This window comes from Pseudomonas sp. LG1E9 (assembly GCF_003290225.1).
Lineage (GTDB): Bacteria > Pseudomonadota > Gammaproteobacteria > Pseudomonadales > Pseudomonadaceae > Aquipseudomonas > Aquipseudomonas cyclaminis.
On record NZ_CP029983.1, the window covers coordinates 4,534,994 to 4,549,642 of the forward strand.

General features: G+C 63.9%; 13 protein-coding genes and 2 pseudogenes. 4 read left to right on the plus strand and 11 right to left on the minus strand.

The window, feature by feature from the left end; all coding sequences use genetic code 11:
* Positions 1–73 precede the first annotated feature (73 nt).
* The 10 genes from argE to DNK50_RS20625 form a co-directional block, all read right to left on the minus strand.
* A complete protein-coding gene (gene argE / locus DNK50_RS20580; RefSeq protein ID WP_112196058.1) occupies positions 74–1,231 on the minus strand; it encodes an acetylornithine deacetylase in 1,158 nt (385 codons plus the stop codon).
* A complete protein-coding gene (locus tag DNK50_RS20585) occupies positions 1,228–2,382 on the minus strand; it encodes an FAD-binding oxidoreductase (RefSeq protein WP_112196059.1) in 1,155 nt (384 codons plus the stop codon). The genes argE and DNK50_RS20585 overlap by 4 nt, the downstream gene beginning before the upstream one ends.
* Complete coding sequence (locus DNK50_RS20590; protein WP_112196060.1) at positions 2,379–3,758, minus strand: NAD(P)/FAD-dependent oxidoreductase; 1,380 nt, start codon at positions 3,756–3,758, stop codon at positions 2,379–2,381. The genes DNK50_RS20585 and DNK50_RS20590 overlap by 4 nt, the downstream gene beginning before the upstream one ends.
* Entirely contained in the window at positions 3,740–4,048 is a 309-nt protein-coding gene (locus DNK50_RS20595) for a (2Fe-2S)-binding protein (protein ID WP_099586566.1), read from the minus strand. The genes DNK50_RS20590 and DNK50_RS20595 overlap by 19 nt, the downstream gene beginning before the upstream one ends.
* On the minus strand, positions 4,045–5,886 hold the full coding sequence (locus DNK50_RS20600) for an ABC transporter ATP-binding protein (protein ID WP_099586565.1): 1,842 nt from the start codon (positions 5,884–5,886) through the stop codon (positions 4,045–4,047). The genes DNK50_RS20595 and DNK50_RS20600 overlap by 4 nt, the downstream gene beginning before the upstream one ends.
* Before the next feature lies 1 nt (position 5,887).
* Complete coding sequence (locus DNK50_RS20605) at positions 5,888–6,763, minus strand: ABC transporter permease (RefSeq protein ID WP_112196061.1); 876 nt, start codon at positions 6,761–6,763, stop codon at positions 5,888–5,890.
* Entirely contained in the window at positions 6,760–7,716 is a 957-nt protein-coding gene (locus DNK50_RS20610) for an ABC transporter permease (protein ID WP_099586563.1), read from the minus strand. The genes DNK50_RS20605 and DNK50_RS20610 overlap by 4 nt, the downstream gene beginning before the upstream one ends.
* 13 nt (positions 7,717–7,729) lie before the next feature.
* The gene (locus DNK50_RS20615; RefSeq protein WP_112196062.1) at positions 7,730–9,367 is read right to left on the minus strand and encodes an ABC transporter substrate-binding protein; all 1,638 of its coding nucleotides are present in this window, start codon (positions 9,365–9,367) and stop codon (positions 7,730–7,732) included.
* Between the two features lie 95 nt (positions 9,368–9,462).
* Complete coding sequence (locus DNK50_RS20620; RefSeq protein ID WP_112196063.1) at positions 9,463–10,737, minus strand: FAD-binding oxidoreductase; 1,275 nt, start codon at positions 10,735–10,737, stop codon at positions 9,463–9,465.
* A 19-nt stretch (positions 10,738–10,756) separates the two neighbouring features.
* Positions 10,757–11,425, minus strand: coding sequence for a haloacid dehalogenase type II (locus DNK50_RS20625; RefSeq protein ID WP_099586560.1), 669 nt, complete (start codon positions 11,423–11,425; stop codon positions 10,757–10,759).
* Positions 11,426–12,010: 585 nt separating this feature from the next.
* Between DNK50_RS20625 and DNK50_RS28840 the strand changes: the two genes are divergently transcribed.
* From DNK50_RS28840 to DNK50_RS20640, 3 genes are all read left to right on the plus strand, one after another.
* Positions 12,011–12,202, plus strand: a complete 192-nt coding sequence (locus DNK50_RS28840; protein WP_162633355.1) for a hypothetical protein — start codon at positions 12,011–12,013, stop codon at positions 12,200–12,202.
* 304 nt (positions 12,203–12,506) lie between these two features.
* The gene (locus DNK50_RS20635) at positions 12,507–13,358 is read left to right on the plus strand and encodes a GNAT family N-acetyltransferase (protein ID WP_112196065.1); all 852 of its coding nucleotides are present in this window, start codon (positions 12,507–12,509) and stop codon (positions 13,356–13,358) included.
* A 22-nt stretch (positions 13,359–13,380) separates the two neighbouring features.
* On the plus strand, positions 13,381–14,094 hold the full coding sequence (locus tag DNK50_RS20640) for a cupin domain-containing protein (RefSeq protein WP_112196066.1): 714 nt from the start codon (positions 13,381–13,383) through the stop codon (positions 14,092–14,094).
* 8 nt (positions 14,095–14,102) lie between these two features.
* Here the strand turns inward: DNK50_RS20640 and DNK50_RS20645 are convergent.
* Positions 14,103–14,336, minus strand: a pseudogene (locus DNK50_RS20645) (LysR substrate-binding domain-containing protein); the annotation flags it as partial.
* Here DNK50_RS20645 and DNK50_RS20650 point away from each other — a divergent pair.
* Positions 14,316–14,486 (plus strand): annotated as a pseudogene (locus DNK50_RS20650) (sarcosine oxidase subunit beta); the annotation flags it as partial. The pseudogenes DNK50_RS20645 and DNK50_RS20650 sit on opposite strands and share 21 nt — an antisense overlap.
* Positions 14,487–14,649: the final 163 nt, after the last annotated feature.

Consider the following 14,649-nt stretch of genomic DNA (forward strand, 5'->3'; position numbering starts at 1 on the left):
ACGGGCGAGGATGCCGAAAGCGCGGATACAGCAGCGTGCCGTGCTGAAATTACGCCCAGGACGGCAGGCTCTGCTAGGCCTTCAACGAGCCGAGCAAACCTTGCAGAAAGCGCTCGCCGGCGTTCATCTGGCTGATCTCGATAAACTCATCGGGCTTGTGCGCCTGCTCGATGGAGCCCGGCCCGCAGACCACCACCGGCACGTCCAGGCGCTGCTTGAACAGGCCGCCCTCGGTGCCGAACGAGACCTTGGACGTGCCGGTGTCCGGCGCGGCGAATTGCTTGAGAAAACGCACCGCTTCGACACTCGGGTGGGTATCCAGGCCTGGGTAGACGTTGACGGTTTCAATCTCGATGGCCGCCACGCTGGACAGCTTCTGCGCCTCCCGCACGATGACTTCGGCGCGCTCGCGCATCTGCTCCAGAAACTGATCCAGGTCATCGGCGGGCAAGTTGCGCACTTCGAAATCCAGAGTGCACAGGTTAGGCACGATATTCAGCGCTTTACCGCCGACGATCTGTCCCACGTGCACGGTGCTGTAGGGCACGTCGTAGTCGGTATCCTGGGCGCCATGGCGTTGCAGTTGCTGCTGGCTGTCGCGCAGGGCGGCGATAAAGTCGCAGGCCACATGGATGGCATTGACCGAACGCGGCGCCAGCGACGAATGCGCCTCCAGGCCACGGCAGTAGGTGCGGTAGGACCCCTTGCCCTTGTGCCCGAGCACGAACTGCATATTGGTCGGCTCGCCGATCACACACAGAAACGGTCGCACCGGCGCCAGATGCAGCACATCGAGCAAGCGCCGCACGCCGACGCAGCCGATCTCCTCGTCATGGGACAAGGCCAGTTGCAGCGGGCGGTTCAAGGGATGCTCGGCAGCGTCGAGCATGGCGTCGATGGCCAGCGCGATAAAACCCTTCATGTCACAACTGCCGCGCCCGTAGATGCGCCCGTCCTGCACGGTGGCGGCGAACGCGGGAAAGGTCCACGCCTGCCCCGCCGCCGGCACCACGTCGGTGTGCCCGGAGAGCAACACGCCAGGCTGGTTCTTGGGCCCGGTGCTGGCAAACAGGTTGGCCTTCTTGCCGCTCTCGTCCTTGACGATCAGCGACTCGATGCCTTTGGTCAGCAGCAGGTCGCGCACATACTCGATGAGGGCCATGTTCGACTCGGACGACACCGTGTCGAAGGCCATGAGTGTTTTCAGGATGTCCAGTACGCGGGGTTTCATGAGGCCTGGCTCCGTTGTTCGGCAGGTAAGGCAAAACGGCTGATGGAAAACGGCGCAATCGGCGTGCTGGTACTGCCGGTGGCGAGCAGTTCGGCCATCACATCACCGACGCCGGGGCCGAGCTGGAAGCCATGGCCGCAAAAACCAAAAGCATAGAACAGCCCGTCGACGGTGCCGCTGGGGCCCATCACCGGCAGCGAGTCCGGCAGGTAGCCTTCGATGCCGCTCCACACGCGGATGATATTCAGGTTGCCAACGCCCGGCAGCAAGCGGCGCATCTGGCTGATCTGGTTGAGGATACTGCGCGGCTCCACATAGGCGCGGCGGTTTTGCATGTCCGGTTTGCTGCGATAACCACCGCCGATGACGATATTGCCGCGTGGGATCTGGCGGAAGTAGATCACTTCCTCGGGGATCTTGGTGTACACGCCGATCACTGTGGGCAAGGCGTAGGGCACCGGTTCGGTCACCGCCATCTGCGGGCCGTGGGTGTCCAGGGGCACCGGTTCGCCGAACTGCGCCGAGAGTTTCTGGCCCCAGGCGCCGGCCGTGATCAGCAGTTGCGCGGCCTGGAACTGGCGGCCGTCGGTGGTGGTGATATGGAAATCTGCGCCGAGTTTTTGCACCTCGGCGACTTCGGTGCGCTCTTCAATCCGGGCGCCCAGGCGAATGGCAGCGCGGGCAAAGGCCGGTGCCGCCAGGCGCGGGTTGGCATGGCCGTCGTGGGGCGCGTAGGAGCCGCCCTTCACGTCCGGGCCCAGGAAACCGAAGCGCTGACGCAACTCGGCGCCGCGATAGATCTTCAGGTCCAGTTGTTCAGCTTCCGGCGCGGCGGCATAGGCTTGCAGCTCGGCGATTTCGTCTTCGCGATAACACACGCGCATATGCCCGCTGGGAATGAATTCCAAGTCATCGTCGATCAGTTCCGGCAGGCGTTTCCACAGCGCCCAGGAGCGGTTGGCCAAGGCCAGTTGCCCGAGGAAACGCCCTTGGCGGCGCACGTTGCCGAAGTTGACGCCACTGGCGTACTGGCCGATCTGGTCGCGCTCCAGCAGGATCACCGACTGCCCGCGACGGCGCAGGAAAAACGCGGTCGCCGAGCCCATCAGGCCGCCGCCGACAATCACCACATCGGCTTTTTGCACACTCATAGCGATACCTCCTCGGTGATCAGCATCGACAGCGGTTTGACCGGCGCCTGGCCGCGCTGGCGGCCGACGTCCTGCACCTGCACGCCCGCCGCTGCCGCGATCACTTCGGCGCCCGCCTGGGAGCAATAACGGCCCTGGCAGCGGCCCATGCCGACCCGGCTAAAGGCCTTGGCACGGTTGACTTCGCAGGCGCCCTTTTCGTTCACGGTACGCCGCAACTCTCCGGCGCTGATCATTTCGCAGCGGCACACAATGGCGCTGTCCGGCAGTGCCTTGGCCTGTTCGCTGGGCCACGGGAACGCCTGGGCCAGGCCGAGACGGAATTGATCCATCACCGCCAGGGCCTGCTGTTGTTGCTCACGCAGCACCTTATCCACCGGTTGCTGTAAATCCTCCAACAGCGCCAACGCCACCAGGCGTCCGGCGTGCTCGGCGGCGTCGGCGCCACGGATTTTCGAGCCGTCGCCGGCCGCATACACGCCTTTCACCGAGGTGCGCCCGGCGGCGTCGGTGGCCAGCCACCACTGGCTCGACGCCTGATCAAAAGCCATGGCGCAGCCGGCCAGGTCGCCCAACTGGGTTTCCGGGCGCAGGTGATACCCCAGCGCCACGGCATCGGCCTGCACGGTTTCGGTCCGCCCGTTACCGGTGCTGAAGCGCACGCCCATCACGCCATTGGCGGCATCGCCCAGCACCTGCAGCGGCTTGATTCCCACGTGCACCGCGACCTTGGCCCGATACAGTTGCGCCAACAATTTGATCCCGGTGAACAGCAATCCCGGCCGCGCCAGCAGCTTGGGCAAGGCCTTGATCCGCAGGCTTATCGGCGCGGTATCCAGCACCGCCGCCACCGTGGCACCGGCTTTCACGTACTGGCTTGCCACCAGATACAGCAGCGGCCCGCTGCCCATGAACAGCACGCGGTGACCGATGGACACGGCCTGGTTTTTCAGCGCGATCTGCGCGCCGCCGAGGCTGTAGGTGCCCGCCAGTTGCCAGCCGTCGATAGGCATCAAGCGGTCGGTGGCGCCGGTGCAGAGGATCAGCGCGTCGTAGTCCACGGTGCTGTGGCGGCCCTGGCTGACGCAGCACAATTGCCCCGGCGTGAGGTTCCACACCAGGGTGTCGGGGCGGTAGTCGATGGCGTCGCGCAGGCGGTCGAAACTCTGGTGCAGGTCCTGCGCCTTGGCCGCTTCGCTGCCGTACAAGGTGGCGTAGTCGCGGGTGAAGCCCTGGGGCTGGCGACGGTAGATCTGCCCGCCGTCGCGGCGGTTTTCATCAATGACAATCGGGCGGATACCGGCGGCCAGCAGGGTTTCGGCGCAACGCACGCCGGCAGGTCCGGCACCCACAATGACTACCCGTGCAGTGGCCATGTCGCCTCCGGTTGTGTGGTGACAATGTCCAGCCCGTCACGGACTTCATTGGAACAGGCACGCAGACGTTCGCCCGAGCGGGTCCACACCCAGCAGTCCTGGCAGGCGCCCATCAGGCAGAAACCGGCGCGGCGGCCGCTGTCGAATTCGGACTGGCGCAAGGCCGTGCCCCGGGTCAGCAGCGCGACCATCAGAGTATCGCCCTGCAACGCTTCGATAGGTGCACCATCCACGGTCAGGCTGACCGTCGGCCGGCCCTGTTCGGCCAGCCTCACAAAACGCCCGTTCATGCATAAGCTCCCAAGGTCATGGTCGTGACGCCCTGCTGGGTGTTCAGCAAGTGGGCGCTGTCATGGTGGCAGAGGATTTCACTGCCGTTGTCAAGGTGGCGACGGTTCGGCGCGGTGCGGTTGCACAGGCCGTCGATCCGCACCGGGCAGCGGTTGAGGAAGGTACACAGTTCCGGCACATTGGCCCGCGCGCCGATCGGCGGCAGCTCGCTGCACGTCGTGCCACAGTTTTCCAGCCAACCCTGGCGCAACTCGGGCACCGAGTGGATCAACAGGTCGGTGTAGGGATGGAACGGTGCCTCGGCAAACGACTGGCGGCTGCCGGCCTGCACTTTATGGCCGCTGTACATCACCACAATGTCGTCGCACAGCGCCCGCACGGTGGAGATGTCGTGGCTGATAAACAGGTAGGACACGCCCAGTTGCTGGCGCAGGTCGCGCAGCAGTTCGAGGATCGCCGCGCCGACCACGGTGTCGAGGGCCGAGGTGACTTCATCGCACAGGATCAGATCCGGTTTGGCCGCCAGCGCCCGGGCCAGGTTGACCCGCTGTTTTTGCCCGCCGGACAGTTCGTTGGGGCGCCGCTCGGCCAGGTCCCGCGGCAGGCGCACCAGGTCGAGCAGTTCGCCGATGCGCGCCTGCAACGCGGCGCCTTTGAGGCCGAAGTACATCTTCAGCGGTCGGCTGAGGATGGTTGCCACACTGTGCATCGGGTTGAGCGCGGTGTCGGCGTTCTGGAACACCATCTGGATCCGCCGAAATTGCTCCGGGGTGCGTGCGGACAGGCTGGCGCCCAGGGGTTGTCCGTCAAAGGTCAGACCGCCGAGGGCCGGGGTCAACAGCCCGGCGACCACCCGCGCCAGGGTCGACTTGCCCGAGCCCGACTCGCCGATCACACCGATGGCCTGGCCACGGCGCACGGTGAGGTCGATGTCTTCGAGCACGCGGATCGCCGGCATGCCGTGCAGGTTCTTGTTGCCGTAGCCAGCGGTGAGGCCGCTGATGGTCAGCAAAGGCGCGTCTTCAGCCACCCCGCAAGGCGGACGAATCGTCGTGTCGGGCCGCGCCGCCGCCAGCAGGCTGCGGGTATAGGCGTGGGCCGGGGCCTGGAGCAGCGGCGCGGTGGCGCTCTGTTCGAGGATCTGGCCGCCGTTGAGCACCACGATCTGGTCGGCCATCTGCGCCACCACCGCCAGGTCGTGGGACACATACACCGCCGTGGCGCCGCGCTCGCGCACCACGCGCTTGAAGGCGCGCAGCACGTCGATCTGGGTGGTCACGTCCAGCGCCGTGGTCGGCTCGTCGAGCACCACCAGCAGCGGATCGCTGATCAGCGCCATCGCGGCCATCACCCGTTGCAGTTGCCCGCCGGAGACCTGGTGCGGGTAGCGCTGGCCGATGTGTTCGGGATCCGGCAGCGCAAGGTCGTGGAACAGGCCGATGGCCTTGGCCTGCAAGTCGGCGCGGGTGCCGAGGCCGTGGATCAGGGCGCCCTCCACCACTTGGTCGATGAGCTTTTTCGCTGGGTTAAAGGCCGCTGCCGCGCTTTGCGCGATATAGGACACGCGATTGCCGCGCAGGCCTTGCAGCTGTTTTTCGCTGAGGGCGAGCATGTCGTGTTCACCGACCTGCACCACTCCGCCGGACAACCGGCAGCCACGCCGCGCATACCCCAGCAACGCCAGGGCGATGGTGGTCTTGCCCGAGCCGGACTCGCCAATCAGCGCCAGCACTTCACCTTTTTGCAGGGCAAAGCTCACGCCCTTGACGATCTCCACCTCGCCGCGCTCGCCACAGGCGACCACGCGCAGGTCTTCGACGCGAATCAATTCGGTCATTTCAATGGCCTCCCGAGCGTCGACTATGTCGGGACGACAGATAGTCGATCAGCAGATTCACGCCGATGGTCAGCGTGCCGATGGCCAGCGCCGGAATGATGATGGCCAGCGCGCCCTGGCTGAGGCCGCCGATGTTTTCCCGCACCAGGGAGCCGAGGTCGGCATCGGGCGGTTGCACGCCCAGGCCGAGGAAACTCATGCCGCTGAGCAACAGCACGATGTAGCCGAAACGCAGGCCCAGGTCAGTCAATACCGGGTTGAGCATATTCGGCAGGATCTCCATGCACGCCACATACAACCGGCTCTCGCCACGGGTACGCGCGACCTGCACATACTCCAGGGCCTCGATGTTGACCGCCATGCTGCGGGCGACGCGGAACGAGCCGGGGATATAACTGATCACGGCCGTACAGATCAGCAGCGTTACCGATGAACCAAAGGCCGAGACCATGATCAACGCCAGCATTTTGCTGGGGATCGAGATAAAGGCGTCCATGATGCGGCTGATGATTTCGTCCAGCCACTTGGGCGAGACCACTGACAACAGCGCACACCCGGTGCCCAAGGTGCTGGCCAGTAATGCCGCCACCAGTGCCAGCCCGACGGTGAACCGCGCGCCCACCAGCACCCGGCTGAGCATGTCGCGGCCCAGGTAATCGGTGCCGAACGGGTGCGCCAGGCTGAAGCCTTCAAAGATGTTATCGGACACCACCTCACCCACCGGATGAGGGGCAAGCCACGGCCCCAGCAGTGCCACCAGCAGCCAGGTGACGCACACCACGCCGCCCACCAGCCCCAGCCACGACGGGCCACTGGAGACCTTGGCGAGCGCCAGGGCAGAGGAAAGGGGCTTGGACTTCGCAATGAGCGTATTCATTGGTTTCTCAGCCTCGGATTGGACAGGATCGCGCACAGGTCGGCGAGCAGCACCAGGCCCAGGTAGGCCGCGCAAAACAACATGGTGCACGCCTGCACCAGCGCCATGTCGCGGTTGGTTACAGCATCGACCATCAAGCTGGCGATGCCGGGGTAGTTAAAGATGGTTTCGACGATCACCACACCGCCCAACAGGTAAGACAGGCTCAGGGCGATGGCATTGGCAATCGGCCCGATGGCATTGGGCAAGGCATGGCGCAGCACGATACGTATCGGACTGACGCCTTTGAGGCGGGCCATTTCCACGTAGGGGCTGTCGAGTTGGTCGATCACCGCGGCGCGGGTCATGCGCGCCATTTGCGCGATGATCACGCAGCACAGCGTCATCACCGGCAAGGCATAGGTGCGCATGAATTGCAGCGGTGAGCTGATGTCACTGGCATACGAGAGTGCCGACAGCCAACCGAGGTTGACCGCGAAAATCAGGACCGCCAGGGTTGCCACCAGAAATTCAGGCACCGCGACCATCGCCAGGGTGACGAAGCTCAGGCAACTGTCGATGCGCCCGCCCCGGCCCATCGCCGAACCGATGCCGAGTATCAGTGCCACCGGCACCGAGACCAGCGCCGTGGCGCCCGCCAGCATCAAGGTGTTGGGCACCCGACCCGCCATCAGTTCACCCACCGGCATGGCGTTGGAGACCGACACGCCCATGTCGCCGGTGAGCAGGCTCATCAACCAGTGCAGGTAACGCAACACACCGGGCTGGTCCAACCCCAGTTGCAGGCGCAGCGCCGCCACCTGTTCCGGGGTGGCGAACTGGCCCAGGGCTTGTTGCGCCGCGTCCCCTGGCAGTACCGCCGTGATCGCGAACACGACCATGGACACGATCAACAAGGTCACGACCCCGGCGCCCAGGCGCCGGCCGATCAACCACAGTGTATTGCTGTTCATCGCACCGCCCTCCTCAAGCGTCCAACCACACCTGCTCGGCGAACATGTAGCCCATGAAGCCGCCCAGCGGATTGCTGTCGTAGCCCTTGATGCGCTGGTCCACGCCATCGATGTTGCTGATGAACACCGGGATGCCGATACCCGCGTGGTCATGCACCAGGGTCTGCATGTCGGCGTACATCCTGGCGCGCTTGGCGTCGTCGGTTTCGCCGCGTGCCAGCATCAGCAATTGGTCGAACTGATCGTTCTGCCAGCCGGACTCGTTCCACGGCGCCTTGGACTGGAAGAACTGCGAGAACATCACGTCGGCGTTGGGCCGTGGGTTGATGTTGCCGAAGCTCAACGGGTGCTTCATCCAGTGGTTGGACCAGTAGCCATCGCTGGGCAGGCGGTTCACGTCGAGCTTGAGCCCGGCCTGTTTCGCCGATTGCTGCAACAACACGGCGATGTCCACCGAACCGGTCGCGGCGGGCGACGCCATCAGCGGCATGGTGATGCTTTCCATACCGGCTTTTTTCAGCAGGAACTTGGCCTTTTCCGGGTCGTAGACCGTCTGCGGCAGGTCGGTGTTGAAGTAACGCGAACCCGGCGCAATCGGCTGGTCATTACCCACCACGGCAAAGCCACGGAACACTGCGGACTTGACCTGTTCACGGTCCAGCAGCAGTTTCATGGCCTGGGTGAATTCCGGGCTTTTGCCGGGCATCTGGTCCTGGCGGATGATCAAGTCAGTGTAGTTGCCCGACGGCGCATCGACGACGCGGTGTTTGGCACTGGCCTTGATGCGCGTGGTGGAGCGCGGGTTGACCTCGTTGATCATGTGCACGTCGCCGGACAGCAGCGCGTTGACCCGCGACGGCTCGTCGCCGATGGCGATGAATTCGATCTCGTCGAGGTACGGCAGGCCCGGTTTCCAGTAGTTCTTGTTGCGCACCGCAATCGAACGCACGCCCGGCTTGAACTCGCCGACCGTGAACGGCCCGGTGCCGATGCCTTTGTTGAAGTCGGTGGTGCCTTCGGGAACGATCAGCAGGTGCGACACGGCGAGGATCGACGGCAACTCGGCGTTGGGTGCACTGAGGCGGATCTGCACTTCGTTGGGCCCGCTGGCCTTGATCTCGGTGAACTGCTCCAGCAGGGCCATGACTTTGGAACCGGTGATCGGGTCTTTCTGGCGGCTCAGGGAGAACACCACGTCGGCGGCGGTGAGTGGCTTGCCGTTGTGGAAGGTCACGTCCTTGCGCAGGGTGATGGTCCACTGGGTGGCGTCGACATTGTCGATGCGCTCGGCCAGCTCCAGTTGCGGCACCAGGTGTTTATCGAAGCGGGTCAGGCCGTTGTAGAACATGAAATGGCGCACGTAGTCGGTGGACAGCGCGCCCTTGGCCGGGTCGAGGGTGTCGGCGGTGGAACTGGACATACCCGCCACGCGGATCTTGCCGCCCGGCTTGCCCTTGCCGTCCACCGCGCCTTCATCGGCAAACAGCTTGCCGGCGGCACCGAACAGGCTAGCCGCCCCGGCGGCGGCCACACCGGCCACGCCGAGCATCTGCAGGGCGTTGCGGCGCGACATGCCACGATTGAGACCTTCGAAAATCCGCAGGCTGTCCTGGCCGGAAATGAGGTCGGGGGTGTTTTTGTTGTCAGTCATAGCAAGGCTACCTGTCGATAATCGGAAGAATCGAGTGCTCACGGATGTCCGGAGCGTCCTGGAAACGCAAACGACGGTGACGCAACAACGGCAACTCAGTGCAAATAGTCCTGGAAGCGGTAGTAGGCGCCCACAAAGGGCAAAAACCAGGGCTTGCCGAAATGCCCGGGAATCGCCGGCCATTCCAGTTCGCGCCACGGGTTGGCGGCGGCATTGCCGGCCATGACCTCGGCCATCACCTGGCCCATGTGCACCGACATCTGCACGCCATGGCCGCTGTAGCCCATGGAATGGAACACGCCGCCATGCTGGCCGGCACGGGGCAGGCGGTCGGACGTCATGTCCACCAGGCCACCCCAGCAGTAGTCGATCTTCACGTGCGCCAACTGCGGGAACATGTTCAACATCGCCGCTTGCAGCACCTTGCCGCTCTTGGCGTCGGAGACGCTGTCGGACATCGCAAACCGCGCACGCCCGCCAAACAGCAGGCGGTTGTCCGGGGTCAGGCGAAAGTAGTTGCCGATCATGCGGCTGGTCACATACGCCCGGTGTTGCGGCAGCAACTGGTCGATGAGCGTCTGGGGCAAGACTTCGGTAGCGATGACAAAACTGCCTACCGGCACGATGCGCCGGCGGTACCAACCCAGGTCGCCGTGCTGGCAGGCGCCGGTCGCCAGCAGGACTTGCCCGGCGTGCAGCGAGCCCTTGGCGGTGTTGACCTGATAACCGCCGGCCTGGGCTTTCCAGTCCCTGACTTCGGTGTGCTCGTGGATCATCGCCCCACGCCGCGCCGCCGCTTCGGCCAAGCCGACACCGAAGCGACCGACATGCATCTGCACGCCGTTGCGTTGCAGCAAGCCGCCATGGAACTGCGTCGACCTGACTTCAGCACGGGTCTGTTCAGCATTGAGCAACTCGACCTCGGCATCCACCTCGCGGCGGATCAGCTCACAGGTGCGGGCCAGGCCTTCGTAATGCATAGGCTTGGCCGCCAGCTTGAGCTTGCCGTTGCGCACCAGATCACAGGCGATTCCTTCCTGCTCGACCAGCGATACCACGCTCTGCACCGCACTTTCGTAGGCCTGGTAATAGGCTCGCGCCTTGGCCGCACCGAGGCTGGCGTGCAGCCCGGCATAATCCTGGGCCACGCCGGTGTTGCACTGCCCACCGTTGCGCCCCGAGGCCTCGCCGATCACCCGTCCGGCGTCCAGCACCACCACGCTGGCGCCCTTGAGCGCCAACGCCCGCGCTGCCGCAAGGCCGGTGAAACCGCCGCCGACCACAGCCACATCGACCTGCTTGGGTAAGTCACCCAACTGGGCGCCGGTAAACGCCGGTGCGGTGTCGAGCCAATAGGATTCGCTGCCCATGTCTTGCCCCTTGTGTGCGTTACAGGCCGACCAGCGCCGGCAGCCCACCGATATCGGTGATCTGCTGATAGCCGTAGAACGCGTTGCCCGGCACTTCATGGCCCCGGGCAACAAACGCTTTGTTCTTGATCTTCATGTCATGGGCCGGCATCAGGTCATAACGGAAGCTCGAAGACACATGCAAGATGTCTTCCGGACCGCAGTTGAGGTTATCGAGCATGAACTCGAAAGCCGCCAGGCGTGGCTTGTAGGCCTGGGCCTGTTCGGCGGTGAACACCTTGTGAAACGGCGCGCCGAGCTTGTCGACGTTGGACATGATCTGACTGTCGCTGGCATTGGAGAAAATCACCAGGGGGATCTTGTCGGCAATCTTCGACAGACCGGCCGGCACATCGGCGTGAGGGCCCCAGGTGGGTACGGCGTCGTAATAGAGCTGGCCTTCTTCGCGGTAGTCGATGCCCCAGCGCTTGCAGGTACGGGCCAGGGCGGTCTTGAGGATTTCGTCATAGGGGCGCCAGTCGCCCATGACCTGGTCGAGGCGGTAGGCGGAGAAGTCCTTGACGAATTGGTCCATCTGCTCGGGTTTGATGCGATCGGCGAACAGCTCGCGGGTCATGGTGCCCATATGGAAGTTGGTCAGCGTGCCGTAGCAGTCGAACGTAATGAATTTGGGACGAAGAAAGCTCATGAGTGCGGTCCTGAAGTTCGTTGAGTGTGACAAGGGTTCACTGCCCTGGCGGCGCGTCGGCCTCGTTGCAGCACAGGTTCATTACACCACTGTGAAATCAGCATATGCCGTCTAAAACAGGCTGTGCTCAATACAAACCACCGTTTTGGGGGTTGGGCTCAGCAGAGTTTGCGGTGTGTGCCAGGCTTGGGCGGGGCCTGTGTTTGTGCGCTTTTAGGGGGCTTTGCGGGGTGCGGGGCTTTGGGATGGGGGTTGGGGGCGGCAGAAAGTGTGGTCCACGAATTCAAGCCTGCGTGCGGCCAGCGTGTTTAACGGGCGCCTGAGATCAAGATCACAATCAAAAGCGCAGATCAAAGCAGGCTATGAACTATCTGCCTGATGTATGGAGATCAAAATGTGGGAGGGGGCTTGCCCCCGATGGCGGCCTGACAGCCGACCAGGATGTTGGATCTGACCGAGTACATATCCGTTTCTGCGGTAACGGCTACTTAGGGTTACGCCCTTACGGCGTGTCACTTTTGTAAAGGCACAAAAGTCCACCAAAAGGCCTTCGCCCCAACACTCGGCACCTCGCTTAGGCTCGGTGTGCCCGAGATCAAGATCAAAAGCCAGAGCAACAGCAACAGCAACAGCAACAGCAACAGCAACAGCAACAGCAACAGCAACAGCAACAGCAACAGCAACAGCAACAGCAACAGCAACAGCAACAGCGTAAGAGCAAGCAGTTGTGTAGATACCTATGCCCCGATGAGGGAGTGTCAGTTGATGCATCTGTAACTGAACCACTGCTATCGGGGGCAAGCCCCCTCCCACATTTGGACCGAGTTCGACTTAAAAACCCGGTCGGCTCTAAAGCTGCCGCGCTCTTGCTTTTGATCTCGAATCGCCCCGTCAACCACGATGACCGGAACCCCATGGCATTTACTACCGCCACCCCACAAGAATTAAGTACGACCTGTGGCCCAACCCCCTCCCCGCCCAAGGAATCTACCGAATATCTCCAGCCCCCTTGCCAGCCTCCAACCCAGGTGGGATACAAGCAACCTGACACCGCACACACACTGCTCTATGGAGGCTCGCCATGTCCGCCCTGCCACACCCCGCTTATGTCTACCGCCCGATGACCGTGGCCGACCTGCCAGCCGCCCACGCCCTGTCGGTGCAACTCAAATGGCCCCACCGCCTGGAAGACTGGGCGATGTTGCAACGGGTCAGCGATGGCTTCGTGGTAATCGACGGCGAGCGGTTGATTGGCAGCGCGTTCACCTGCCCCCAGGGCGATTACGCCACCATTGGCCTGGTGATCGTCAGCAATGACTACCAGGGCCAGGGCATCGGTCGCCGGTTGATGGAACAGGCCATTGCCGCTTGCGGGGCACGCACGCCGGTGCTCAATGCGACCCTCGCGGGTGCGCCGCTGTATGCCAGCCAAGGCTTTGTCGAGTTCGGTCACGTGCAACAACACCAGGGTCAGGTACAAGTGCCCGAGCGTCCAACCCTGGCCGAGGGCGAAAGCTGTCGTGCACTGAATGCTGATGACCACACTGCCCTGCTTGCGCTCGCCAAGGCCGCCAGCGGGCTGGACCGGCGTGACGTGCTGCGCGACCTGCAGGTAGAACACGCCGTGGGTATCGAGCGCGACGGCCAGCTGCGCGGCTTCGCCCTGCTGCGACCGTTTGGGCGCGGACGCTGCATCGGCCCGGTGGTCGCCGAAACCATCGATCAGGCCAAGCACCTGATCGCCACCCTGCTCGCCCAGGTACCGGACGCCTTTGTACGCATCGACATTCCCGTCGTCTGCGGTCTCAGCGACTGGCTCGAACAGGCCGGCCTGAAGAACATCGACACCGTCGCGCAGATGGCCAAAGGCACGCCGCCCCAGGCCAGCCAGGGGGTATACCCCTTTGCCCTGATCACCCAGGCCATCGGCTGACTTTTCTACCGGAGCACTCCTCATGTCATCTCCCCAGATCCTGCTGTTGGCGCGCGCCGACGGCAGCCGCGTTGCTACGTCCTTCAACACGGGTGCCCTGAGCGCGCCGGACCCGTTCGGCGACCTCCGCCAGCTCGCCTGGCGAGGCGACGACGGCGTGTCCGCAGGCCTGGTGCCATTTAGCGGCGAAGCCGTGATTGAAGACTTCCCCCACAGCGAAACCCTGGTGGTGCACGCCGGGCATGTGGTGCTCAGCAGCGCTGACCAGACACTGGAACTGGACGTCGGCACCAGCGCGGTGATCGGCCGTGGCACACGCTTGACCGTGCGGGCGAGCGCCGGCAGCGTTTGGGCGTTCTGCGCGGTCGACCGGGCCGATGCCCCCGCGTGTCCGGGCCTGACCCTGCTCGACCGGTACACCCTGCTCAACCCTTCTGCGGCACCGGAACCGCAGATCCTGATCGGCCCTACCCCACAGTGCCGTGCCCTCAATCTGTTCGACGATGCCGTGACCGAGTTGCGCATCGGTATCTGGGACTCGACCCCCTACGCCCGCCATGGCCGCCCGCACAAACTGCATGAATTGATGCACCTGCTTGAAGGCAGCGTCACGCTGCAGGACAGCGAAGGTGGCGAGGTCACGGTCAATACCGGCGATACCGTATTCGTGGCCAAGGGCGCGCCGTGCGCCTGGACCAGCACGGTGTATGTGCGCAAGGTCTACGCCGTTCAATAAGGCCCGGATCAGGCCTTCAGCGCGTCCTCAAGAAACGCCACCAATGCCTGTACGCGCGGGCTGCGAAGCTTGCGCGACGGCACCAGCAGAAGGATCGGTGCGCTGTCAAAGCTCCAGTCCGCCAACACGCGCACCAGGCTGCCGCTGGCCACGGCATCACCGACGTCCCACTGCGAACGCAGCACCAACCCCAAGCCCTGCTCGGCCCAACGCCGGGCGACGCTGCCATCGTTGCTCAACAAGCCCAGCGCCTCGGGGCGCGAATCGAGGAAAAAACCGAAGTCGCCGACGGGCAATTGTTTGTCGCAGAGCAACTGTTGATTACCGCCGGCGCCTGGGCCGCCCGCTTATCCGAACGCTTCGGCGAGCCGGTGCCGCTGGAGCCCAACGGCGGCATCAGCCAATTTGCACGGGTCACGCAAGCAATCGGTCAGGTCGCACAGCCAGCCCGCGAGATTCAGCAGATTATCCCTTGCAGCGTTGAATAACGGCATCTTAGGGCAGGTGCCTTTTGTTAGCTTATCCAGACACAGGGCCGTGCTGTTCGCAGTGCCT

Bases quoted from the DNA above. Each gene is read 5' to 3' on its own strand.
- argE (WP_112196058.1), bottom strand. From the start codon at position 1,231: ATGAAACCCCGCGTACTGGACATCCTGAAAACACTCATGGCCTTCGAC.
- DNK50_RS20585 (WP_112196059.1), bottom strand. From the start codon at position 2,382: ATGAGTGTGCAAAAAGCCGATGTGGTGATTGTCGGCGGCGGCCTGATG.
- DNK50_RS20590 (WP_112196060.1), bottom strand. From the start codon at position 3,758: ATGGCCACTGCACGGGTAGTCATTGTGGGTGCCGGACCTGCCGGCGTG.
- DNK50_RS20595 (WP_099586566.1), bottom strand. From the start codon at position 4,048: ATGAACGGGCGTTTTGTGAGGCTGGCCGAACAGGGCCGGCCGACGGTC.
- DNK50_RS20600 (WP_099586565.1), bottom strand. From the start codon at position 5,886: ATGACCGAATTGATTCGCGTCGAAGACCTGCGCGTGGTCGCCTGTGGC.
- DNK50_RS20605 (WP_112196061.1), bottom strand. From the start codon at position 6,763: ATGAATACGCTCATTGCGAAGTCCAAGCCCCTTTCCTCTGCCCTGGCG.
- DNK50_RS20610 (WP_099586563.1), bottom strand. From the start codon at position 7,716: ATGAACAGCAATACACTGTGGTTGATCGGCCGGCGCCTGGGCGCCGGG.
- DNK50_RS20615 (WP_112196062.1), bottom strand. From the start codon at position 9,367: ATGACTGACAACAAAAACACCCCCGACCTCATTTCCGGCCAGGACAGC.
- DNK50_RS20620 (WP_112196063.1), bottom strand. From the start codon at position 10,737: ATGGGCAGCGAATCCTATTGGCTCGACACCGCACCGGCGTTTACCGGC.
- DNK50_RS20625 (WP_099586560.1), bottom strand. From the start codon at position 11,425: ATGAGCTTTCTTCGTCCCAAATTCATTACGTTCGACTGCTACGGCACG.
- DNK50_RS20635 (WP_112196065.1), top strand. From the start codon at position 12,507: ATGTCCGCCCTGCCACACCCCGCTTATGTCTACCGCCCGATGACCGTG.
- DNK50_RS20640 (WP_112196066.1), top strand. From the start codon at position 13,381: ATGTCATCTCCCCAGATCCTGCTGTTGGCGCGCGCCGACGGCAGCCGC.